The organism is Streptomyces tauricus (assembly GCF_014650955.1).
Classification (GTDB): domain Bacteria; phylum Actinomycetota; class Actinomycetes; order Streptomycetales; family Streptomycetaceae; genus Streptomyces; species Streptomyces tauricus.
Genome location: NZ_BMVY01000024.1, coordinates 56,520 through 78,864 on the forward strand (window position 1 = coordinate 56,520; position 22,345 = coordinate 78,864).

15 protein-coding genes are annotated in these 22,345 nt (G+C 71.8%); 6 read left to right on the forward strand and 9 right to left on the reverse strand.

What is annotated here, in order from left to right:
• Window positions 1–4: 4 nt before the first annotated feature.
• From IE278_RS29080 to IE278_RS29090, 3 genes are read left to right on the forward strand one after another with little or no spacing between them, the layout of a single operon-like run.
• Window positions 5–1,795, forward strand: a complete 1,791-nt coding sequence (locus tag IE278_RS29080) for an ABC transporter permease subunit (RefSeq protein ID WP_189776228.1) — start codon at window positions 5–7, stop codon at window positions 1,793–1,795.
• Complete coding sequence (locus IE278_RS29085; RefSeq protein WP_189776229.1) at window positions 1,792–2,865, forward strand: ABC transporter ATP-binding protein; 1,074 nt, start codon at window positions 1,792–1,794, stop codon at window positions 2,863–2,865. Before IE278_RS29080 ends, IE278_RS29085 begins: the two co-directional genes overlap by 4 nt.
• Window positions 2,862–3,617 carry an ATP-binding cassette domain-containing protein gene (locus tag IE278_RS29090; protein WP_189776230.1) on the forward strand — a complete coding sequence of 252 codons (756 nt, stop codon included), beginning with the start codon at window positions 2,862–2,864 and terminating at the stop codon, window positions 3,615–3,617. The genes IE278_RS29085 and IE278_RS29090 overlap by 4 nt, the downstream gene beginning before the upstream one ends.
• Here the strand turns inward: IE278_RS29090 and IE278_RS29095 are convergent.
• Window positions 3,562–4,182: a TetR/AcrR family transcriptional regulator gene (locus IE278_RS29095; RefSeq protein ID WP_189776231.1), complete on the reverse strand. Its 621-nt coding sequence runs from the start codon at window positions 4,180–4,182 to the stop codon at window positions 3,562–3,564. The genes IE278_RS29090 and IE278_RS29095 overlap by 56 nt on opposite strands.
• Window positions 4,183–4,279: 97 nt before the next feature.
• On the opposite strand from IE278_RS29095, the gene IE278_RS29100 reads away from it, so the two are divergent.
• Complete coding sequence (locus IE278_RS29100) at window positions 4,280–5,872, forward strand: MFS transporter (protein ID WP_189776232.1); 1,593 nt, start codon at window positions 4,280–4,282, stop codon at window positions 5,870–5,872.
• 262 nt (window positions 5,873–6,134) lie between these two features.
• Here the strand turns inward: IE278_RS29100 and serA are convergent, their stop codons facing one another.
• The 6 genes from serA to IE278_RS29130 form a co-directional block, all read right to left on the reverse strand.
• Window positions 6,135–7,724: a phosphoglycerate dehydrogenase gene (gene serA / locus IE278_RS29105; RefSeq protein WP_189776233.1), complete on the reverse strand. Its 1,590-nt coding sequence runs from the start codon at window positions 7,722–7,724 to the stop codon at window positions 6,135–6,137.
• 330 nt (window positions 7,725–8,054) lie between these two features.
• Window positions 8,055–9,053, reverse strand: a complete 999-nt coding sequence (ilvC, locus tag IE278_RS29110) for a ketol-acid reductoisomerase (protein ID WP_189776234.1) — start codon at window positions 9,051–9,053, stop codon at window positions 8,055–8,057.
• 141 nt (window positions 9,054–9,194) lie between these two features.
• Window positions 9,195–9,722: an acetolactate synthase small subunit gene (gene ilvN, locus IE278_RS29115; protein WP_189776235.1), complete on the reverse strand. Its 528-nt coding sequence runs from the start codon at window positions 9,720–9,722 to the stop codon at window positions 9,195–9,197.
• A gap of 26 nt (window positions 9,723–9,748) precedes the next feature.
• Entirely contained in the window at window positions 9,749–11,605 is a 1,857-nt protein-coding gene (locus IE278_RS29120) for an acetolactate synthase large subunit (protein ID WP_189776236.1), read from the reverse strand.
• Window positions 11,606–11,844: 239 nt separating this feature from the next.
• The gene (locus IE278_RS29125; RefSeq protein WP_189776295.1) at window positions 11,845–14,757 is read right to left on the reverse strand and encodes a putative bifunctional diguanylate cyclase/phosphodiesterase; all 2,913 of its coding nucleotides are present in this window, start codon (window positions 14,755–14,757) and stop codon (window positions 11,845–11,847) included.
• A gap of 463 nt (window positions 14,758–15,220) precedes the next feature.
• Complete coding sequence (locus tag IE278_RS29130) at window positions 15,221–16,162, reverse strand: 2-hydroxyacid dehydrogenase (protein ID WP_189776237.1); 942 nt, start codon at window positions 16,160–16,162, stop codon at window positions 15,221–15,223.
• 75 nt (window positions 16,163–16,237) lie between these two features.
• Between IE278_RS29130 and IE278_RS29135 the strand changes: the two genes are divergently transcribed.
• Complete coding sequence (locus tag IE278_RS29135) at window positions 16,238–17,251, forward strand: aldo/keto reductase (RefSeq protein ID WP_189776238.1); 1,014 nt, start codon at window positions 16,238–16,240, stop codon at window positions 17,249–17,251.
• A gap of 201 nt (window positions 17,252–17,452) precedes the next feature.
• Window positions 17,453–18,604: a PQQ-dependent sugar dehydrogenase gene (locus tag IE278_RS29140; protein ID WP_189776239.1), complete on the forward strand. Its 1,152-nt coding sequence runs from the start codon at window positions 17,453–17,455 to the stop codon at window positions 18,602–18,604.
• Between the two features lie 10 nt (window positions 18,605–18,614).
• Here IE278_RS29140 and IE278_RS29145 read toward each other — a convergent pair whose 3' ends face one another.
• Both IE278_RS29145 and IE278_RS29150 read right to left on the reverse strand, forming a co-directional pair.
• On the reverse strand, window positions 18,615–18,842 hold the full coding sequence (locus IE278_RS29145) for a DUF6191 domain-containing protein (RefSeq protein WP_373312108.1): 228 nt from the start codon (window positions 18,840–18,842) through the stop codon (window positions 18,615–18,617).
• Window positions 18,843–18,904: 62 nt separating this feature from the next.
• Window positions 18,905–21,997, reverse strand: coding sequence for a helix-turn-helix transcriptional regulator (locus IE278_RS29150; protein ID WP_189776296.1), 3,093 nt, complete (start codon window positions 21,995–21,997; stop codon window positions 18,905–18,907).
• Window positions 21,998–22,345: the final 348 nt, after the last annotated feature.

Here is a 22,345-nt window from a genome sequence, read left to right on the forward strand (position 1 = left end):
GCTCGTGGCACGCCTGTCCGGTCCGGCCGGCCGGACCGCGCTCACCCGGCTCGGCTGCCTCGCCGCGGTCCTCACCACCGTGGGACTGCTCCCCTGGCTCTCCGGCCGCGACCCCGCGCTCACCGTCCTGCGCGCCCGCTCGGCCGAACAGGAGGGCACGCCGGAGGCGCTGGCCGCGATCCGCGCCGACCTCGGCCTGGACGCCGGCCCCTTCTCCCTGCTGGGGAGCTGGGCCGCGGGACTGCCGCGCGGCGACCTCGGCACGTCGTGGGTGTCGGGCACCGACGTCCTGCCGTCGGTCGCCGCCGGACTCCAGGTGTCGCTGGCGCTGATGGGCGCGGCCCTCGGCGTCGCGCTCCTGGTGGCCTGCGCCCTGGTGGCCCCGGTTCTCGTACGGGGCCGGGGCTCGGCCGGCGCGTTCGCCGCGATGCTCGCCGCGCTGCCCGAGTTCCTCCTGGCCACCCTCGCGCTGCTGGCCTGCGGTGTGTGGCTCGGCTGGCTGCCGACCTCGGGCTGGCAGGGCCCGCAGTACGTGGTGCTGCCTGCCCTCGCGCTCGGCGTGCCCGCGGGCGGTCTGCTCGGCCGGCTGGTCGCGGACGCGCTGCCGGCCGTCCTGGCGGAGCGGTGGGTGGAGCTGTGGCAGGGCGCCGGAGTGAGCGGGGCGCGCGTCGCGGCCGCCGCCCTGCGCCGTGTACTGCCGCCGCTGGTACCGCAGTTCGGGATGGTCGCCGTCGGTCTGACGGGCGGAGCGGTCGCCGTCGAGACGGTGTTCGCGGTACCGGGCATCGGGCGTACGGCCCTGGGCGCGGCCAAGTCGCAGGACCTGCCGCTGCTCCAGGGTGCCGTGCTCGCCCTGCTCGCGCTCGGCCTCGTGACGGGCGCGGCAGCGGCCGTCGTGCGGCGCCGGCTGCTGGGCCCGGCCCTGGGCGACGCGGGCCTGACCCTGCCGGCCGCCCGCCCGGTCCGCGCGCACCCGGCGATCCCGTCGGCGCTCGCAGCAGTACTCCTTACCGCCATCGCCTGGGGTCTGCTGCGCGACCCGTACACCGTGGACACGGCCGCCCGCCTCCGCGCGCCCTCCGGGGCCCATCCGCTCGGCACCGACGGGCTCGGCCGTGACGTGCTGGCGCGGCTGGGGCACGGGGCCGCGTCGACGGTCGGCACCGCCGCCGCGGTGTGCCTGGCCGGGCTGCTGCTCGCGCTGGCCCTCGGCTTCCTGCCGAGTGTGGCCGCCGGCGCCTCCGACATCGCGAACGCGCTGCCGCCGGTGATCGTCGGCATCCTGGTCGCGGCGGTCGCGGGCCCGGGCACGGGCGGTGCCGCGTGGGCCGTCGCCCTGATCTCCTGGCCGCCCCTGGCGGCACACGCGGCGGCGCTGGTGCAGGAGATCCGCGCCTCCGCCTTCCTCCTGGGCCAACGGGCCGTCGACGCGAGCCCGTGGTGGATCCTCACCCGGCACGTGCTGCCCTCGGTGGCGGCCCCGGTCACCCGCCACGCACTGCTGCGCTTGCCCGGCATCGCCCTGGCCCTCGCCTCGCTCGGCTTCCTCGGCCTCGGCGCCCAGCCGCCCGCACCGGAGTGGGGTCTCCTCCTGGACGAGTCCCGCGCCTACGTGGAACGCGCCCCCTGGGCGGCCCTGGCCCCGGCGGTCGCGCTGGCGCTGCTGGCGGGACTCTCGGTGTCGGCGGCCTCGTACACGGCGGGCGGGCCCGCCCGGGGCGGTCCACCGGTCCGGGCGCGTCTCGCCTTCGTCCCGGCCGCACTTCGTCGCCCCCGCAAGGAGCCGGCCCGTTGAACACCAGTCCTGAAGTACTGCTCTCCGTACGGGACCTGCGGGTCTCCTTCGGTGCCGTCGAAGCCGTCCGCGGCCTCTCCTTCGATGTACACGCCGGTCAAGTCCTGGCCGTGGTAGGCGAGTCGGGCGCGGGCAAGTCCCTGACGGCCCGGGCGCTGCTCGGCATGCCACCACGGCGGGCGACGGTGACGGGCAGCGTACGGCTCGAACCACAGGAACCCGGACCACCGGAACCCGGGCCACAGGAACGCGGACCACAGGAACTGGTGGGCGCCCCCCGTTCCGTACGCGCCGCCCTCTGGGGCCGCCGGCTCGCCCTCGTACCCCAGGACGCACTCTCGGCGCTCTCCCCCGTGCACCCGGTCGCCGATCAACTCGCCGCGGCCGTCCGGTCCGTGGACGGGGTGTCCCGCGGGGCGGCCCGGGCGCGGGCGGTGGCCGCGCTGGAGGAGGTGGGCATCACGGCCGACCTGGCCCGGCGCCATCCGCACGAGTTCTCGGGCGGGATGCGGCAACGGGCCGTCATCGCCATGGCGTTGCTCCACTCCCCCGCCCTCGTGGTCGCCGACGAACCGACCACGGCCCAGGACCCGCAGACCCGCCGCCAGATCCTCGACCTCCTGATCCGGCGCACCCGTGCCGCGGGCGCGGCCCTGGTCCTGATCACCCACGACCTCCCGACCGTCCGCGAACACGCCGACCGCGTCCTGGTGATGTACGCGGGCCGCCTGGCCGAGGAGGGCCCGGCGGCGGAGGTGTTGGCCCGTCCGCACGCCCCGTACACGGCGGGCCTCCTGGCCTCGACACCCCAGCCCCGCGAGGGACGCGGGGAACCCCACGACCGGCCACGACGAACCCGCACCCGACTCCCCACGATCCCCGGCGCACCCCCCGCCCCCACCGCCCTCCCCCCGGGCTGCGCCTTCGCTCCCCGCTGCCCCCTCGCGGCGGCGTCCCGCTGTCACACGGAACACCCCGAGCCACAGACGCACCACGGCCGGACGGTCGCCTGCCACCACTGGCGCACCCTCCCGGACGATCCGGCCACGTTGTTCATGGAGCCCACATGACGACCCCAGCCCACCTGACGATCCCTCCCCCTGGCCCCCTCCTCTCCGTACGCGACCTCGTCGTACGCCACGGCCCCCGCACGGCCGTGGACCGCGTCTCCTTCGACATCGCGCCCGGCGAGACCCTGGGACTCGTCGGCCCCTCGGGCTGCGGCAAGTCCTCCACGGCCATGGCCGTGCTCCAGCTCCGCCGCCCCGACGCGGGCGAGGTGTGGTTCGACGGACAGGAACTCACGTCGCTCGACGAACGGCGGCTGCGACCGCTGAGACCGGCGATGCAACCGGTGTTCCAGGACCCGTACGGCTCCCTCAGCCCCCGCCACCGCATCCGGGAGGCGATCGCGGAACCCCTCCGCGTACAGGGCCGCTGGGACCGGGTGAGCGGCCCCGCCCGGGTGGCCGAGCTGCTGGAACAGGTCGGCCTCGACCCCTCCCACGGCGACCGGCGTCCGCACGAGCTGTCCGGCGGCCAGTGCCAGCGCGCCGGTGTGGCCCGCGCGTTGGCGAGCGACCCGAAGCTGCTGGTGCTCGACGAACCGGTCTCCGCACTCGACCCGTCGCTGCGCGCGGGCGTCCTCAACCTGCTGGCCGAACTCCAGGAGCGCCTCGGCCTCGGCTACCTCTTCATCTGCCACGACATGGCGGTCGTAGGCCACTTCTGCGACCGGGTCGCCGAGATGCGCGACGGCCGGATCCTCAGGACGACGGCTTCCCCTGCGGTCCCGGCACCCCGGCTTCCGCCGCCGCGATGACCTTCCGCAGGCCCTCGGTGAGTTCGCCGGCGTCGACCGCGGTCTCGGGGTCGAAGGTCCACTGCGCGATGAGCCCCATCATCAGGGTCATGTAGAACTTGCCCAGGGTGTCGACGTCGTCCTCGGACACGTCCTCCTCCGCGCCGCCCATCAGCATCGGGATGATGCCGCGCGCCCCTTCGCGCTGGGCCTTCGCGAGATGGGCGCGCACCCCGGGCAGCTTGTCGCCCATGGCCACGATCTCCATGCTGAGATGCCAGGGCGAGCCCGGGGTGCGCATGGTCGCGATGACGTTCTGCCAGACCTCGTGGAACCGCTCCAGCGAACCGGGCTCCGAACCTGCCGCCCGCTGCCGTTCCCCAGCGCCGTCGAAGTCGTCGGAGACCCCCTCGACGATGGAGATGTACGCCTCCGCTAGCAGCGTGTCCTTCGACCCGTAGTGGTAGCCGATCGACGCCAGGTTCGTCCCCGACTCCTTGACGATGTCGCGCGCGGTCGTCCGCGCGAAGCCCTTCTCCAGCAGGCAGCGCTTGGCGCCTTCGAGCAGATCCTCACGGTGTCCCATGCCGGTCACCCTACCTCCGGGACAGACAACCGTCCCAGACGTACGTATTAGACAGACGTACTAGACAACTGTTTATTACGTCCGTACAGTCCGGGCCATGACGAACCCGCCGCACCCGAGCGCCGACTCCGCACCCCCTGCCGGCCCCTCCGGACTGTCCGGCCCCTCCGGACCCCGGGCCGGCCGCCGCGAATGGACCGCGCTCGGCGTCCTGATGCTGCCGCTGCTCCTGGTGTCCATGGACGTCTCCGTCCTCTACTTCGCGATCCCCCAGATCAGCGCGGACCTGGAGCCGAGCGGCACCCAGCAGCTGTGGATCTTCGACATGTACGCCTTCGTGCTGGCCGGACTGCTGATGACGATGGGCTCGATCGGCGACCGCGTCGGCCGCCGCAAGCTCCTCCTCGTCGGCGCCGCCGCCTTCGGGGCCGCCTCACTGGTCGCCGCGTACGCGAACAGCCCGGAGACGCTGATCGCGGCCCGCGCGGTGCTCGGCATCGGCGGCGCCACCCTGATGCCGTCCACCCTGGCGATGATCCGCACGCTCTTCACGGACCCCGGCCAGCGCGCCAAGGCGATCGGCATGTGGTCCGCGGTGATGACGGGCGGTGTCGCGCTCGGCTCGGTGATGAGCGGCGTCCTCGTCGAACACTTCTGGTGGGGCTCGGTGTTCCTGGTGAACCTGCCCGCGATGGCACTGCTGCTGCTCCTCGGCCCGTTCCTCCTCCCGGAGTCCAGGAACCCGGCACCGGGCCGCTTCGACCTGCTGAGCGTGCCGCTCTCCATGGCGGCCGTCCTGCCGGTGATCTACGGCATCAAGGAGATCCCCTCGCAGGGCTGGAACGTCCGTTACGTCGTCTCCGTGACCGTCGGCCTGCTCTTCGCCGCGCTGTTCGTCCACCGCCAGCGGACCGCCGCGTCACCGATGCTGCCGCCCACGCTCTTCCGCGGCCGGGGCTTCTCACCCGCCGTCGCACTGAACCTGCTGTCGTCGTTCGCCATGATGGGCTCGGCGTACTTCACCACGCAGTACCTCCAGTCGGTGCTCGGCAAGAGCTCCATGGAGGCCGCGCTGTGGGCCCTGCTGCCCACGGTGCTGGTCGGTGTCGCCGCTCCGGTCGCCGCGCGGCTCGTACAACGGGGCGTGAACCGGGCGTACGTCGTCGCGGGCGGCTTCGTCTTCGCCGCCTGCGGATACGGGATGCTCACGGTCGCCGGTACGGACTCGATGTGGCTGGTGCTCGCGGCGGCGGGCGTCATCGCCGCGGGAATCGTCACCGTGATGTCCCAGATGATGGACCTGGCGCTGGGCACCGTACCGGCTCCGCGGGCGGGGACCGCGTCGTCGGTCCTGGAGACCGGGGCGGAGTTCGGTGGGGCGCTGGGGATGGCGCTGCTGGGGTCGATCGGTACGGCGGTGTACCGGCACGAGATGCCGGCCTCCGCGTCGGGTGGGGCGCGCGAGACGCTCGGCGCGGCGCTCGCCGAGGCCCGGCTTCCGCCCGGCCGGGCGGGCGAATCGCTGGCGTCGGCGGCGCGAGACGCGTTCACGAGCGGGATGCAGGCGGCGGCGGTCGCGGGGACGCTGCTTCTGCTGGCCGCGTCAGCGCTGGCCGCGACGACGCTGCGCGAGCTATGCCCCCAAAACCCGGATCCCGCCCCCGCCGCCCCTACCCATTCCCGTCACTAACGCAGGGGCTCCGCCCCCGCACCCCCATTGCGCAGTTCCCCGCGCCCCTAAAAACCACCCAGGGGCGCTTGCTTTCAGGGGGCGCGGGGAACGGCGCAGTCTTTTCGCCTTTAGGGGCGCGGGGAACGGCGCAGTCTTTTGTCTTTAGGGGCGCGGGGAACGGCGCAATCCTTGAGGCCCGCCCGCCCCCCGAAGCCGCAGACGGACGACGGGGGCGGGGGTCCGGGGGCGGCAGCCCCCCCCCCGGGGGACGGGGTCGGTGTCAGGCCAGGTTGACCGAACGCGCCTGCGTCGCGCCGATCTCTTCCGCCAGCTCCGTCAGGACCGGCTGCGGAACCGTGTCGTCCACCGTAAGAACGGCGAGCGCCTCGCCACCGACATCCGCCCGGGCAACCTGCATACCCGCGATGTTGATCCCCGCCTCACCGAGGATCCGGCCGAGCGCACCGACCACACCGGGACGGTCGGCGTAGTTGAGGACGACCATGTGATCGGCGAGCGCCAGATCCACGTCGTACTCACCGACGGCGACGATCTTCTGGTGGTGCTTGGGACCGGCGAGCGTACCGGAGACCGAGACCTCCTGGCCGTCGCTGAGGGTGCCGCGCACCGTGACCACGTTCCGGTGGTCCGAGGACTCCGAGCTGGTCGTCAGCCGTACCTCGACGCCACGCTCCTGCGCGAACAGCGGGGCGTTGACGTACGACACGGTCTCGTCGACGACGTCCTCGAAGACGCCCTTGAGCGCGGAGAGTTCGAGCACCTTGACGTCGTGCTGGGTGATCTCGCCGTACACCTCGACGTCGAGGCGGACCGCGACCTCGCCCGCGAGCGCGGTGAAGATACGGCCGAGCTTCTCGGCGAGCGGCAGACCCGGCTTGACGTCCTCGGCGATGACCCCGCCCTGGACGTTCACCGCGTCCGGGACCAGCTCACCGGCGAGGGCGAGCCGCACCGAGCGGGCGACGGCGATGCCGGCCTTCTCCTGTGCCTCGTCCGTGGACGCGCCGAGGTGCGGGGTGCAGACGACCTGGTCGAGCTCGAAGAGCGGGGAGTCCGTGCAGGGCTCCTTCGCGTACACGTCGAGGCCGGCGCCGGCGACCCGGCCCTCCTTGAGCGCGGAGTACAGCGCGACCTCGTCGACGATCCCGCCGCGCGCGGCGTTGACGATCCGCACGGACGGCTTGACCTTGTGCAGCGCCTCGTCGCCGATGAGACCGAGGGTCTCGGGCGTCTTCGGCAGGTGGACGGTGATGAAGTCGGAGACTTCGAGCAGCTCGTCCAGCGAGAGGACCTTGACGCCCATCTGCGCGGCTCGCGCGGGCTGTACGTAGGGGTCGTAGGCGACGACCTTCATACCGAAGGCCGACATGCGCTGGGCGACGAGCGCGCCGATACGGCCGAGGCCCACGACACCGAGGGTCTTCTCCGCGAGCTCGACACCCGTGTACTTGCTGCGCTTCCACTCGCCGTTCTTCAGGGCCGTGTTGGCCTGCGGAATGTGGCGGGCGGTGGCGAGCAGCAGGCCGCAGGCCAGCTCGGCCGCGGTCACGATGTTCGACGTGGGGGCGTTGACGACCATGACGCCGGCCTTGGTGGCGGCGGAGACGTCGACGTTGTCCAGGCCGACGCCGGCTCGTGCGACGACCTTCAGCTTCTTCGCGGCGGCGACGGCCTCGGCGTCGACCTTCGTCGCGGAGCGGATCAGGATCGCGTCGACGTCGGCGATGGCGGGCAGCAACTCGGCGCGGTCGCCGCCGTTGCAGTGCCGGATCTCGAAGTCCGGGCCCAGTGCGTCCACGGTCGCGGGCGACAGTTCTTCAGCGATGAGTACGACAGGTTTCGAGCTCACGTGAGTCCTCACAAGTCCATTGCGGACGGCCGTCCCGACGGCCGCAGGCGGTGAAGGATTGCCGCGTGGAAGACGCACGACGCTGTGGGCCCGACGCGTATGTAGTGCTGCAGTCTAGTGGCGACGCGCCGTGTTCACGCGCCTCCGCAGAAGGATCACCCGCACGTGCACATCAGCGCGCGCCTTCAGCCCCTGGCCCCCGCGCCCTTGAGGCTGTGGGGGAGTTCGAGGAGCGGGGTCCGGGGCGGAGCCCCGTGGCGGCACTACGGACATACAGGCACGGCCGCGGCATCGGGGCGGCACCCCGACACCACGGCCGAACCGACGGAGTCACTCGTCGTCGTTGACCCACGACATCAGCTTGCGCAGTTCCTTGCCGGTGGTCTCCAGCAGGGACTCCGCGTCCGCCGTCTTGTACTCGTTGTACTTCTTCAGACCGCCGTGGTACTCGTCCATCCACGCCTGGGCGAAGGTGCCGTCCTGGATCTCGGCGAGGACCTTCTTCATCTCGGCCTTGGTGGCGTCCGTGATGATCCGCGGGCCGGTGACGTAGTCGCCCCACTCGGCGGTCTCGGAGATCGACCAGCGCATCTTCTCCAGGCCGCCCTCGTACATGAGGTCGACGATGAGCTTCAGCTCGTGCAGGCACTCGAAGTACGCGATCTCCGGCTGGTAACCGGCCTCGGTCAGCGTCTCGAAGCCCGCCTTGACCAGCGCGGCCGTACCACCGCAGAGGACGGCCTGCTCACCGAACAGGTCGGTCTCGGTCTCCTCGGTGAAGGTCGTCTTGATGACGCCGGCGCGGGTGCCGCCGATGCCCTTCGCGTACGAGAGGGCCAGCTCGAAGCCGTTGCCGGTCGCGTCCTGCTCGACGGCCGCGATACACGGGACGCCGCGGCCCTCCTCGTACTGGCGGCGGACCAGGTGGCCCGGACCCTTGGGGGCGACCATGCAGACGTCGACGCCGGCCGGGGGCTTGATGAAGCCGAAGCGGATGTTCAGGCCGTGGCCGAAGAACAGCGCGTCGCCGTCCTTCAGGTTGTCCTTGATGGACTCCTCGTAGACCTGGGCCTGGATCGGGTCCGGCACCAGGATCATGATGACGTCGGCCTCGGCGGCGGCCTCCGAGGGGGTCACCACGCGCAGGCCCTGCTCCTCGGCCTTGGCCTTGGACTTGGAGCCCTCGTGCAGACCGACCCGGACGTCGACGCCCGAGTCACGGAGCGACAGCGCATGGGCGTGGCCCTGACTGCCGTAACCGATGACCGCGACCTTGCGGCCCTGGATGATGGACAGGTCGGCGTCAGCGTCGTAGAACAGCTCGGCCACTTTGGGTTCTCTCCTTGGTGTGCAGGTGTTGCGTCCCACCGTATGCCGGAGGGATGGGGGGAAGTTCCGGGGTCTCGGAATGCGGGCGGCCGACGGTCGGCGACCGCCCGTTTCCGGTCGTACTTCAGTCGTTCACGCGGACTACGCGGACCGCTCCAGGGCCCGCAGGGACCGGTCGGTGATCGAGCGGGAGCCGCGGCCGATGGCGATCGTGCCGGACTGGACCAGCTCCTTGATGCCGAACGGCTCCAGCATCTTGAGCATGGCCTCCAGCTTGTCGGCGCCGCCGGTGGCCTCGATGGTGACGGCCTCCGGGGAGACGTCGACGGTCTTGGCGCGGAACAGCTGGACGATCTCGACGATCTGGGAGCGCGTCTCGTTGTCGGCGCGCACCTTCACCAGAACGAGTTCGCGCTGAACGGCCGCGCCGGGTTCCAGCTCGACGATCTTCAGCACGTTGACGAGCTTGTTGAGCTGCTTGGTGACCTGTTCGAGCGGGAGTGCCTCGATCACGTTCACCACGATGGTGATGCGCGAGATGTCGGGGTGCTCGGTGACACCGACCGCCAGCGAGTCGATGTTGAAGCCGCGGCGGGAGAACAGGGCGGTGATCCGGGCGAGGACACCGGGCTTGTTCTCCACCAGGACGGAGAGCGTGTGCTTGGACATGGGTCTGCTTCCTTTACCTACGGCTCTCAGTCGTCTTCGTTGTCGCCGAAGTCGGGGCGGACGTCACGGGCGGCCAGGATCTCGTCGTTCGAGGTGCCGGCGGCGACCATCGGCCACACCATGGCGTCCTCGTGGACGATGAAGTCGATCACGACGGGACGGTCGTTGACCGAGTTCGCCTCCTCGATGACCTTGTCCAGGTCGTCCGGCGACTCGCAGCGGATCGCGTAGCAGCCCATGGCCTCCGACAGCTTCACGAAGTCGGGGACGCGGGTGCCGGCGCTGGGCTCGGTGCCGGTGGCTCCGGGGCCGGAGTGCAGCACGGTGTTGGAGTAGCGCTGGTTGTAGAAGAGGCTCTGCCACTGGCGGACCATGCCGAGGGCGCCGTTGTTGATGATGGCGACCTTGATCGGGATGTTGTTCAGGGCGCAGGTGGTGAGTTCCTGATTGGTCATCTGGAAGCAGCCGTCGCCGTCGATCGCCCAGACCGTACGGTCCGGCGCGCCGGCCTTGGCGCCCATCGCGGCCGGCACCGCGTACCCCATGGTCCCGGCGCCGCCGGAGTTCAGCCAGGTCGACGGCTTCTCGTACTCGATGAACTGCGCGGCCCACATCTGGTGCTGGCCGACGCCCGCCGTGAAGATGGTGCCTTCCGGGGCGAGCTGTCCGATGCGCTCGATGACGTTCTGCGGGGAGAGCGAGCCGTTGTCCGGCTGGTCGTAGCCGAGCGGGTAGGTCTCGCGCCAGCGGTCGAGGTCCTTCCACCAGGCGGTGTAGTCGCCGGGGTGGCCGTCGCTGTGCTCCTTCTGCACCGCCTGGATCAGGTCGGCGATGACCTCGCGGGCGTCTCCGACGATCGGCACGTCGGCGGCGCGGTTCTTGCCGATCTCGGCCGGGTCGATATCGGCGTGGACGATCTTCGCGTGCGGGGCGAAGCTGTCCAGCTTGCCGGTGACGCGGTCGTCGAAGCGGGCTCCGAGGGCGACGATCAGGTCGGCCTTCTGCAGCGCGGTGACGGCGGTGACCGAACCGTGCATGCCCGGCATTCCCACGTGCAGCGGGTGGCTGTCGGGGAATGCGCCGAGCGCCATCAGGGTGGTGGTGACGGGCGCTCCGGTGAGTTCTGCGAGGACCTTCAGTTCGGCGGTGGCACCGGCCTTGGTGACGCCGCCGCCGACGTAGAGGACGGGCCGCTTCGACTGGGTGATCAGCCGGGCCGCCTCGCGGATCTGCTTGGCGTGCGGCTTGGTGACCGGGCGGTAGCCGGGCAGGTCCATGACCGGCGGCCAGGAGAAGGTGGTCCTGGCCTGGAGGATGTCCTTGGGGATGTCGACCAGGACCGGCCCGGGACGGCCGCTGGAGGCGATGTGGAATGCCTGCGCGATCGCCTGGGGGATGTCCTCCGCCCTGGTGACCAGGAAGCTGTGCTTGGTGATCGGCATGGTGATGCCGACGATGTCCGCCTCCTGGAAGGCGTCCGTACCGATCGCCTTGGACACGACCTGCCCGGTGATCGCGACCAGCGGCACGGAGTCCATGTGGGCGTCCGCGATCGGGGTGACCAGGTTGGTGGCGCCCGGCCCGGACGTCGCCATGCACACGCCGACCTTGCCGGTGGCCTGCGCGTACCCGGTGGCCGCGTGGCCCGCGCCCTGCTCGTGGCGGACCAGCACGTGCCGCACCCGCTTGGAGTCCATCAGCGGGTCGTACGCCGGAAGGATGGTGCCGCCGGGAATGCCGAATACCGTGTCGGCCCCGACCTCCTCAAGAGAGCGGACGAGGGACTGCGCTCCCGTCACCTGCTCGGGGGCGGACTGTTGTCCTCCGGAACGGGGCCGCGGCTGCGGGTGGTGGGCCCCGGTGGCCTGCTCGGTCATCGGCATTCTCTTCTCGATGCTGAGGGTTTTTGCGAGTTTTGAGCGGTGTGCGGTTACTGATCGACAGTCACTGGTGCAACAAAAAACCCCTCGTGCCGTGAGGCAAGCGAGGGGAGCGCGTCGGGTGCGTTAGCGGGGACTTCCGGGTCATCGATCCGGTGCTTCCCAGCTCAGCCGACGCGCTTTCCAAGTACGAGAATTCGGGTGCGCATGGCACAGACCCTCCCCCCGGCACGCTGTGCGTGTCAAGTGGGTGGGACGGGAGTCTCATTATGTGAGCGGAGCGCGATACCGGTTCCATACCCTCCCGAGGCGGCACCCGCCGCATACGCACTGGTGCCCCCACCTGCGAAGACACCGCTGCCAACACCTCCTGCGAAGACGGGCTCGGCGGGGCCGTGGGGCACGGCGTAGGCGCCGCCGGCGAGCGCTCGGCGCATTCTGTACTCGTCCAGCGGTCCGGAGAAGGCCACGCCCTGTCCATGGGTGCAGCCCATCGACCGCAGGGCGACGACCTGCTCGGGCAGATCCACGCCGTCGGCCACGGACTGCAGCCCCAGGTCGTTGGCGATGCGCAGCAGTCCGCTGGTGATCTTGTGGAGCCTGGCCGACTCGACGACCCCCTCGACCAGACCTCGGTCCAGTTTCAGTACGTCGAGGGGCAGCCGGCGCAGCGCGGTGATCGTGGCGTACCCGCTGCCGAAGCCCTCCAGGGCGATCCGGACGCCGAGCCGCCTGAGCGCCTTCAGGCGGCGCTCCAGCTCGTCCAGGGAGACCTTGGGGTCCGTCTCGGCCAGTTCCACGATGAGGCCGCCGGACGGCAGTCCGTGCCGGGTGAGCAGGGCCTCCACGGAACTCAGCGGCATGGAGCGGTCGAGGAGCCTGCGGGCGGTCATACGGACGGAGACGGGTACGGCGAGCCCGGTGGCCGCGCGCTCGGCGGCCTGTTCGACCGCCTCCTCCAGCATCCAGCGGCCGAGTTCGGCGGTGCGGTCGCTGTCCTCGGCTACGCGCAGGAACTCGGCGGGCGTGAACAGCACCCCCTGGGCCGAGCGCCAGCGCGCCTGTGCGGCCACCGCGGTGATCCGGCCGGTGTCCAGGCAGACCACCGGCTGGTGCAGCAGGGCGAACTCGCCGTCGTGCAGGGCGGCGCGCAGCCGGGTGGCCAGCTCCGCCTTGCGGACGACGTCCTGCTGCATCTGTGGCACGTACAGCTCGACGCGGCCCTTGCCGGCCGCCTTCGCGCGGTACATCGCCAGGTCGGCGTTGCGCAGCAGTTCGCCCGCGCCCAGGCCCGGCTCGGAGAAGGACACCCCGATCGAGGCGGCGACCCGGACATCGTTGCCGTCGATGAAGTACGGCTGTGACAAGGTCGTACGCAGCCGGTCGGCGAGTTCGAAGATGTGGCGCTCGCGCGCGGTGCGGTCACGGGAGCCGTCGCCGACGATCAGGGCCGCGAACTCGTCGCCGCCGAGCCGGGAGGCGGTGTCCCCCTTCCGGACCGCGTCCTGGAGCCTGCGGGCGGCCTGGACGAGGAGTTCGTCACCGGCCTGGTGGCCGATGGTGTCGTTGACCGCCTTGAAGCCGTCGAGGTCGATGAAGAGCACGGCGGTGCCGTGGTCGGAGGAGCGGCGGCCGGAGAGCGCCTGTCCGACGCGCTTGGTGAACAGGGCGCGGTTGGGCAGGTCGGTGAGCGGGTCGTGTTCGGCGTTGTGCTGCAACTGGGCCTGCAGGCGGACCCGTTCGGTCACGTCACGGCTGTTGAAGATGAGGCCGCCGTGGTGGCGGTTGACGGTCGACTCGACGTTGAGCCAGCCTCCCCCGCTCTCGGTGTCGCCGGACCTGAAGCGGCACTCTATGCGGGTGGTGGGTTCGTCCGCCGGGTTGGCGGCGAGGAAGCGGCGCACCTCGTGCACCACGCAGCCCAGGTCCTCCGGGTGGATCAGCGTGGCGAGTTCGGAGCCGACCAGCTCCTCGGCGGGGCGTCCGTAGACCCCGGCCGCGGCCGGGCTGACGTACCGCAGGATGCCGTTCGGTGCGGCGATCATGATGACGTCGCTCGACCCCTGCACCAGGGAGCGGAAGTGGTTCTCCTTCTGGGCCAGTTCATGGGTGAGGGTGATGTTGTCGACGAGCATGATGCCCTGGCGCACGACGAGGGCGAGCACGACCGTGCCCCCGGTGACCAGCACGACGCGGTCGACGCTGCGGCCGTTGAGCACGTTGTAGAGAATGCCCAGCGTGCAGACGGCGGCGGCCAGGTAGGGAGTGAGCGCCGCCAGCGAACTGCTGATGGGCCGACTGAGGGGATACCGGCCGTGACCTCCCTCCTGGAGGGGCACGTGTGCCGGTTGTCCCTGCCGGGGCCCGGGCACGTAGCCGTACACCACGCGCGTGTGCCCCTCTTCTTCCGTGTGTCCGTGCCCCTGCCCCACCCAGGGGGCGTAGGCGAGCAGCAGTGAGCCGGCGAACCAGCCGGCGTCGAGCAACTGCCCGGAGCGGTAGTCGTTGTGCAGCAGTGGCGAGGTGAACAGGGCGTCGCACATCACCGTCAGGGCCAGCGCCCCGATCGCGGTGTTCACCGCGGAGCGGTTCACCGCCGACCGCTTGAAGTGCAGTGCGAGCACCATGCTCACGAGGGCGATGTCGAGCAGTGGATACGCGAGCGACAGCGCGGTGTGCGGAACGCTCGGCTCCTCCGCCTTGGCCGCCTGGGCGAGCGCGAGACTCCAGGAGAGCGTGAGCAGCGAGCCGCCGATCAGCCACGCGTCGAGTCCCAGGCAGACCCAGCCGGCCTTGCTCACCGGCCGTTTGGCGAGGACGAGCAGTCCCACGATGGCCGGTGGGGCGAAGCACAGGAAGAACAGGTCGGCGTAGCTGGGGCTGGGCATCTCGCTCCGCAGGACTACCTCGTACCAGCCCCAGACGAAGTTGCCCATCGCCCCCATCGCGGAGGAGAGCGAGAAGAGCAGCCATGCGGGTCGAAAGCGGCTGCGCCGGGTGCGGGCGCAGAGGAAGCAGGAGACGGCCGCGGTGGCGGCCGCCGCGCTCAGCCCGAAGTCGCCCATGATCAGGGCGAGTCGTGGTGAGCCCCAGCCGAGCGCGGAACCGACGGCGTATCCCGCGCACAGCAGGGCGAGCACGAGTTGCGGCACCATGCCCGACCCGCCCCCGGTGACCTGACCGCGGGCGAGCACCGCCCCCGGGGAGCTCACTGCGTCTCTCCCGGCCGAGCCGCCCCCGAGTCCCTCTGGTCCCGGTGCGCCGGATGGGCGTGACGCCTGCGACCGCTCGGCCGGCGGTGGTGATGGCCGCTGTGGCCGCATCTGCGCGCGGGTGGACACCAGGGTCGCCGTCGGCGACCCCGTCGCGTCGGATCGTTGGTCCATAGGCCGTGCATCGCCCGTCGCCCCCCTCGCTGTTGCTGTCTCTCAGTCCCCGGCGCCGGATGGTGCGCGGCGCAGCCCCTGTCGGGACGATACACCAGTCTCGTCACTCAGGGACATAGTTCCTCTACGCTCCGTGACGGCCGATGGAGATATGGACACGGCGCGCGTTCGATGGAATGCGGAGGGTACCCACGAGTGCCCTCCGTACGCGCCCGGACGGGAGTGGGGAGGACTACGAGCCCGTCGTAAGGACCACGTTCCGCAGTGGCTCCCGGTTCACGAATCGGTTCAACTGATCCAGGAGGAGCCGCTGGGCCCGTGGGAAGAACGCGGAGGTGGGGCCGCCCACATGGGGGCTGATGAGGACGTTCGGGGCGTGCCACAGGGGGTGCCCCGGCGGCAGCGGCTCGGGGTCGGTGACGTCCAGGGCCGCCCGGAGCCGGCCGCTCTCCAGCTCGGCGAGGAGCGCCTTGGTGTCGACGACACCGCCGCGGGCCACGTTCACGAGGAGCGCCCCGTCCTTCATCCGGGCCAGGAAGTCGGCTCCCGCCAGGCCTTTCGTCTGCTCGGTGAGCGGCGTCATGAGCACCACCACATCGGCTTCCGGGAGGAGCTCGGGCAGGGCGGAAATCGGATGCACGGGGCCGCGCGCGGTCTCGCGTGCGGAGCGCGCGACGCGCGCCACCCGCGCGAGCTCGAACGGCGCGAGCCGGTCCTCGACGGCCGAGCCCACCGCTCCGTAGCCGACGATCAGAACGCTCTTGTCCGCGAGCGCGGGACGGAACCCCGACCGCCATTCCTCGCTGTCCTGCCCTCGTACGAAGTCGGGGATGCCGCGCAGCGAGGCGAGGATCAGGGTGAGGGCGAGTTCGGCGGTGCTCGCGTCGTGCACACCGCGCGCGTTGCACAACTGCACGCCCCTGGACAGCAGTTCAAGTCCCGGCTGGACATGGTCGATGCCGGCCGACAGGGTCTGCACGACCTGTACGGAGGTCATGTCGGCAAGGGGCCGCACGGAGACGTCGCCGCCCTTCATGTAGGGCACGACATAGAAGGCGCAGTCTGCGGGGTCGGCGGGGAAGTCCTCCTCCCCGTTCCAGTAGCGGTAGTTGAGGCCCTCGGGAAGGCCGTCGAGTTCGTCCGGGTGAAACGGGAGCCACACTTCGTACGTCATGGTCAGGAGGCTATGCGAAGCGCCCGTGGACGCAGAGGTTAGTTTGGGGTGCCAGTAAAGGGAGGGCACGGCCAGGTGGAGCGCAGGACGATCGGGGCGGCGGCGCTCGAAGTGGGGGCTGTCGGTCTCGGGTGCATGCCGATGAGCTGGGCGTACTCGGGTTCGCGGCAGCGGGGTGCCGAGTCGCTGCGCACCGTGCACGCGGCCCTCGACCGGGGCGCCACGCTCCTGGACACCGCGGACATGTACGGGCCGTTCACCAATGAGCTGCTGGTGGGCCGCGCGCTGAAGGAGCGGCGGTCGGAGGCCTTCGTGTCGACCAAGGTCGGCCTGCTGGTGGGTGAGCAGCACATCGTGGCCAACGGCCGTCCCGGCTATGTGAAGCGGGCCTGCGACGCCTCGCTGCGCCGGCTGCAGACGGATGTCATAGACCTCTACCAACTGCACCGCGAGGACCCCGAGGTGCCGGTCGAGGAGACCTGGGGCGCGATGGCGGAGCTCGTCTCGGCCGGGAAGGTGCGGGCTCTCGGGCTGTGCGCGGTGGGCGCCCGCGCCGGTCGCAGGCCCGGTGCGCGGCTGCACGACGGGACGATCCGGAAGCTGGAGCGGGTGCAGCAGGTCTTCCCGGTGAGCGCGGTGGAGGCCGAGCTGTCGGTGTGGTCGCCCGAGGCGCTGGAGTCCCTGTTGCCGTGGTGCGAGGCGCGCGGTGTCGGCTTCCTCGCCGCGATGCCGCTCGGCAACGGCTTCCTGACCGGCACCCTCACCCCCGGCGAGGGCTTCGAACCGGACGACCTGCGCGCCCGGCATCCGCGGTTCACCGCCGAGATGATGGCCGCGAACCAGCCGATCGTCGTCGGTCTGCGCCGTATCGCCGCCCGCCACTCGGCCGCCGGACAGGGCGGGGACGTCACCCCCGCTCAGGTGGCTCTCGCCTGGGTGCTGTCGCGCGGGGAGCAGGTGGTTCCGGTGCCCGGGACGAAGCGGGAGTGCTGGGCCGCGGAGAACGCGGCGGCGGCCGGGCTGCGCCTGACGCCGGAGGATCTCGCCGAGGTGGCGGACCTGCCTGCGGCGCTGGGGTCCTGGGACTGAGCGGGAGCCCGAGGGCGAGCCGGGGGCTCTGGCCCGAGCCGAGATCCCTGGCCCGAGCCGCGGCTCCGCCCCCGTATCGTCCGGTTCGGGCGGGGGTCCGGCGATTCGGTGTCCGTGATCGGGAACCCGGGAGGCCCGGGCGGTGTATGAAAAGTAGAACCTGCCACGTCGAAGGGATCCTGCATCGTGCAACGTCGAGCTGTGACGGCCGTGTTGGCCGCAGCCACGCTCCTGCTGACGGCCGGGTGCTCCTCGGACGACGGGGGGAGTTCGGACGGCGGCGGGAGTACGCCGTGGGTCTCTCCGAAGCCCGGCACCTCGCCCCCGGCCTCCGAGCGGGCGGCCGAGGAGGCACCGCCCGCCAAGGGCTCCGTGAAGGTCGTGCGGACCGTCACCGAGGGCCTCAAGACACCGTGGGGCCTCGCGCCCCTGCCCGAGGGCGGCCTCCTGGTGTCCTCGCGCGACGAGGGGACGATCACCCTGGTCGACGAGAAGACCGGCAAGAAGACCGAGGTGGGCTCGGTGCCCGGCGTCGCACCCGGCGGCGAGGGCGGCCTGATGGGCCTGGCCCTGTCCCCGACGTACGCGTCGGACCACATGGTCTACGCGTACTTCACCTCGGACTCGGACAACCGCATCGTGCGCATGCAGTACGACGCGAAGAGGCCCGCCGGTGAGCGGCTGGGCGCCCCCGACACGGTGTTCCGGGGCATCCCCAAGGGCACGAACCACAACGGCGGCCGGATCGCCTTCGGCCCGGACAAGATGCTGTACGTGGGCACGGGCGAGACCTATGTCACCGAGCTGGCGCAGGACAAGAAGTCGACGGGCGGCAAGATCCTCCGCCTGACCCCGGAGGGCGAACCGGCACCGGGCAACCCCTTCGACTCACCCGTCTACTCGTACGGCCACCGCAATGTGCAGGGCCTGGCCTGGGACTCCAAGCAGCGGCTGTTCGCCTCGGAGTTCGGCCAGGACACCTGGGACGAGCTGAACCACATCAAGCCGGGCGGCAACTACGGCTGGCCGGACGTGGAGGGCAAGTCCGACGACTCCGAGTACGAGAGTCCGATCGACCAGTGGAGCACCGACGAGGCCTCTCCCAGCGGTATCGCCTACGCGGAGGGCTCCGTGTGGATGGCGGGCCTGCGCGGTAAGCGGCTGTGGCGCATCCCGCTCAAGGGCACGGAGGAGTCGGCGAAGCCCCAGGCCTTCCTGGAGGGCGACTACGGCCGTCTGCGCACGGTGGTCCCGGCGGGCGGCGGCAAGCTGTGGCTGGTCACGAGCGAGACGGACGGCAGAGGGACCCCCGGCGGCAAGGACGACCGGATCCTGGAGCTGCAGGTGACGTGAGCCGGAACGCCTAAGCGGGGGCTTGAGGGTCCTGCCGGTCTGGCCGATCGTCCTGGTCGGCCGACGCGTCCCGCTCCCCCGTGGGCTGCGTCGGCGGGCGGACGACCACCTTGCCCGAGGTGAGGTCTATGGGGCCCCGCCCGGGGTCGCCGTCGTTAAGATCCACGCGGGTCAGTTCGAGCCGCTTGTTCTCGTCGTCGGTGTGCTTGCGGCCCGGTGCGAAGAGGTTCTCGATCATGTTGAACACAGCGGCTCCCTCGGCCCGGCGTCTCCTCCAGCGTAAACCTCACCCGGTGGAACTCATCCGGCTCGTCCGGTCGGGCGGGCGGCGGCCGTCTCCGGCGGGAACAGCCGCATCCGGTGTGCGACGGCCGCCGCCTCGCCCCGGCCGGAGACGCCGAGTTTGCCGAGGATGTTCGAGACGTGGACGCTGGCCGTCTTCGGAGAGATGAAGAGCTCCTCGGCGATCTGGCGGTTGGTGCGGCCGACGGCCACCAGGCGCAGGACGTCACGCTCGCGGCTGGTGAGGCCGAGCGCCTCGGCCGGGTCGGCGGGAGCGAGCGGGGTCCGCCCGGGCGACCGGGCGAGGGTGAGGCGGGCGCGCTGGGCGAGCAGGGCGACGGCGTCGGTGAGCGGCCGTGCGCCGAGGTGGTCGGCGACGGCCCGGGCCAGCCGCAGCAGCTCGGTGGCGCGGCCCCGCTCCTCCTCCGTGCCGCCGGAGCCCAGCAGGGCCGCCGCGAGCCGGTACCGGACGCGGGCCAGGTCGTACGGACGTTCCAGCGGTTCGAAGGCCGCGACGACCTCGGACCAGTCGTCCGGGGTGTCCCGGCCCTCGGCGCGCAGCAGTTCGACGCGCACCCAGCGCTCGTACGCCTGCCAGACGGGCACGTTCGTGGCGAGGGACTTGGCGGTTGTGCGGAGGCGTTCGACGAGTTCGGCACGGCCCGGTTCGGCGGCGGGCAGTCCGCGGGCGTCGGCCTCCGCGGTCGCCGCGGCGAGCAGCAGGGGCCAGCCGTAGCGCTGGGTGCCCGGCGGGAAGCCCGGCCTCAGTGCCTCGTCCAGCTCCGCGCGGGCGTCGGGGAGCCGGCCCTCGCCCGCGGCGATGCCGATGGCGAGGGTGGTCAGGGGCAGCGCGTTCTGGGGCACGGCGTCATGGGTGCCGAAGTGGCGGCGGGACTCGGCCAGTTGGCGGCGGGCGGTGGCCAGGTCGCCCCGGGCAAGGTCCAGGTGGGCGTGGAGCATGGCGCGGAAGCCGCTGGGCTTGGCGGTCTGGCCGACGCGCTCGGAGTTGTAGACGGCCTCTGCGGCCTCGTCCCAGCGGCCGAGGGAGAAGAAGGACTCGCCGAGGTTGCCCCAGACCCAGGCCTCCGTGTCCAGCAGTCCGTATCTGCGGGTGAGTTCGACGCCTTCCTGGAGGATGCCGACGGCCTCCTGGGAGCGGCCGACGCCCTCCAGATGGGAGGGCAGGTTCACATGGGCGCGGCCCATCACATAGGTGGCGCCGAGTTCCGTGGCCCGGTCCTTGACCTCGTGCACCTCCGCGAGTCCGGCGTGGATGTCGCCCGACTCGACCAGGAGTCCGCCCAGGGTGAGGCGCGCGTTCAGCTCGGTGTCGCGGGCGCCGACCATGCGGGCGTACTGCACGGCGCGTTCGGCGGCCTGGAGCGCGTCCGGGCCGGGCCGGTGCACCATCAGCCAGCTGGCGACGTGGGTGAGGACGTCGGCGTGCACCTCGGAAGGCGGCAGCCCTCGGACGAGGTCCTGCGCGGTGCCGAGTTCCTGCCAGCCGTCGCCGAGGCCCTGTCCTTCGACGAGACGGGAGCGCTGGATCCAGAACCAGGCGGCGCGCAGGGGGTCCTGCTCGTCCTCCAGGAGGTGCAGGGCCCGCTTGGTCGTCTTCAGGGCGCGCTTGCGTTCCCCGCAGAGCCGACCGGCCACGGCGGCCTCGGCCAGCAGGTCGAGATAGCGCAGCGGAGTGGTGGCCGGGTCGCCGCCGCCGGGGTTCCCGCCGCGCACTTCGGGCGGTGGGGGCGGATAGGCCTCGCTGTAGTCGGCGGTGCGCAGTGCGGCGCGTACGGGCTCGGGGGCCGTGTCCCACAGCTCCATCGCCCGTTCCAGGAGCCGTACCTGTTCCGAGTAGGCGTGCCGGCGGCGGGCCGCGACGGAGGCGTCGAGGACGGCGGGCAGGGCCTTGGCGGCGTCGTGCGCGTGGTACCAGTGGCTGGCCAGCCGGGCGGCACGCTCACCGGCCGCCGGCACGAGTGAGGGGTCGGCCTCCAGGACTTCCGCGTAACGGCGGTTGAGGCGGGAGCGCTCGCCGGGGAGCAGGTCGTCGCCAACGGCCTCGCGCACCAGGGAGTGGCGGAAGCGGTAGCCGTCGCCGTCGGGCGTCGCGAGCAGGATGTTGGCGCCGACGGCGGCCCGCAGCGCCTCGATGAGGTCGTCCTCGGAGAGCCGGGCCACGGCGGCGAGCAGCCGGTACTCCACGGTCGAGCCGCCCTCGGCGACGATCCTGGCGACCCGCTGGGAGCTCTCGGGCAGGCTCTCGACGCGGACGAGGAGCAGATCGCGCAGGGAGTCGGTGAGGCCGGTGGCGCAGCCGTCGTGGGCGGCGACGGCCAGTTCCTCGACGAAGAACGCGTTTCCGTCGGAGCGGGCGAAGATGTCGTCGACCTGGGCAGGGTCGGGCTCGGAGTCAAATATTCCGGCGATCTGGCGGCCGACTTCGGCGCGCGTGAAGCGGCGCAGTTCGATGCGGCGGACGGTGCGCAGCCGGTCGAGTTCGGCGAGCAGCGGGCGCAGCGGGTGGCGGCGGTGGATGTCGTCGGCGCGGTAGGTGGCGACGACGAGGAGGTGGCCGCTGCGCAGGGTCCTGAAGAGGTAGGCGAGGAGGTGGCGGGTGGAGGCGTCCGCCCAGTGCAGGTCTTCCAGGAGGACGACGACGGGGCGGTCGGCGGCGACGCGTTCCAGGAGGCGGACGGTGAGTTCGAAGAGGCGGGCCATGCCGTCCTCGTCGTGCCGTCCGCGGGTGTTCTCCCCCAACTCGGGCAGGAGCCGGGCCAGTTCCTCCTCCTGTCCGGCGGCCGCGGCGGCCAGTGCGTCGGGCAGGTGGCGGCGCAGGGCCCGCAGGGCGGTGGAGAAGGGGGCGAAGGGCAGTCCGTCGGCGCCGATCTCGACGCAGCCGCCGACGGCGACGACGGCGCCCTCGCGGCAGGCGCCCGCCGCGAACTCCTCGATGAGCCGCGTCTTTCCGACGCCCGCCTCACCGCCGAGGAGCAACGCCTGCGGCTCGCCCGCGGCGGCACGGGCGAGCGCGTCGTTCAGTACGCCCAGTTCGTCGGCCCGGCCGACGAAGACCGGACTGACGGACCTGGTCTCCACAGCGCCGAGCATCGCACAGGGGTCGGACACCACGGCACTGGTTATCGGCGCCCCGCCCCCGCCCGCGGCCCTGCCCGCACGGCCCGGCTCCACACCGGGACGGCCACTGTCCGGGACCGGCCGCCCGGCTGAAGTCCGGGCGGTCCGGCGCTTGTTGACGGCCGCGGACGCGTCGGTCCGGAGCTGGTTCACGCCCTCGGGCCCGGTGGCTCGGGACCCACCTCCGCTCTCCGTCCCGCTCGCCGGGGGCAGGTTCCCGGCCGAAGGCCCGCTCGCCCGGGGGCCGTCCACGCCCCCGGCCACGGGGCCGCCGCGCCCGAACGCGCCCGTGGCGCCGGAGCCGCCCGGCTGCTGACGGTC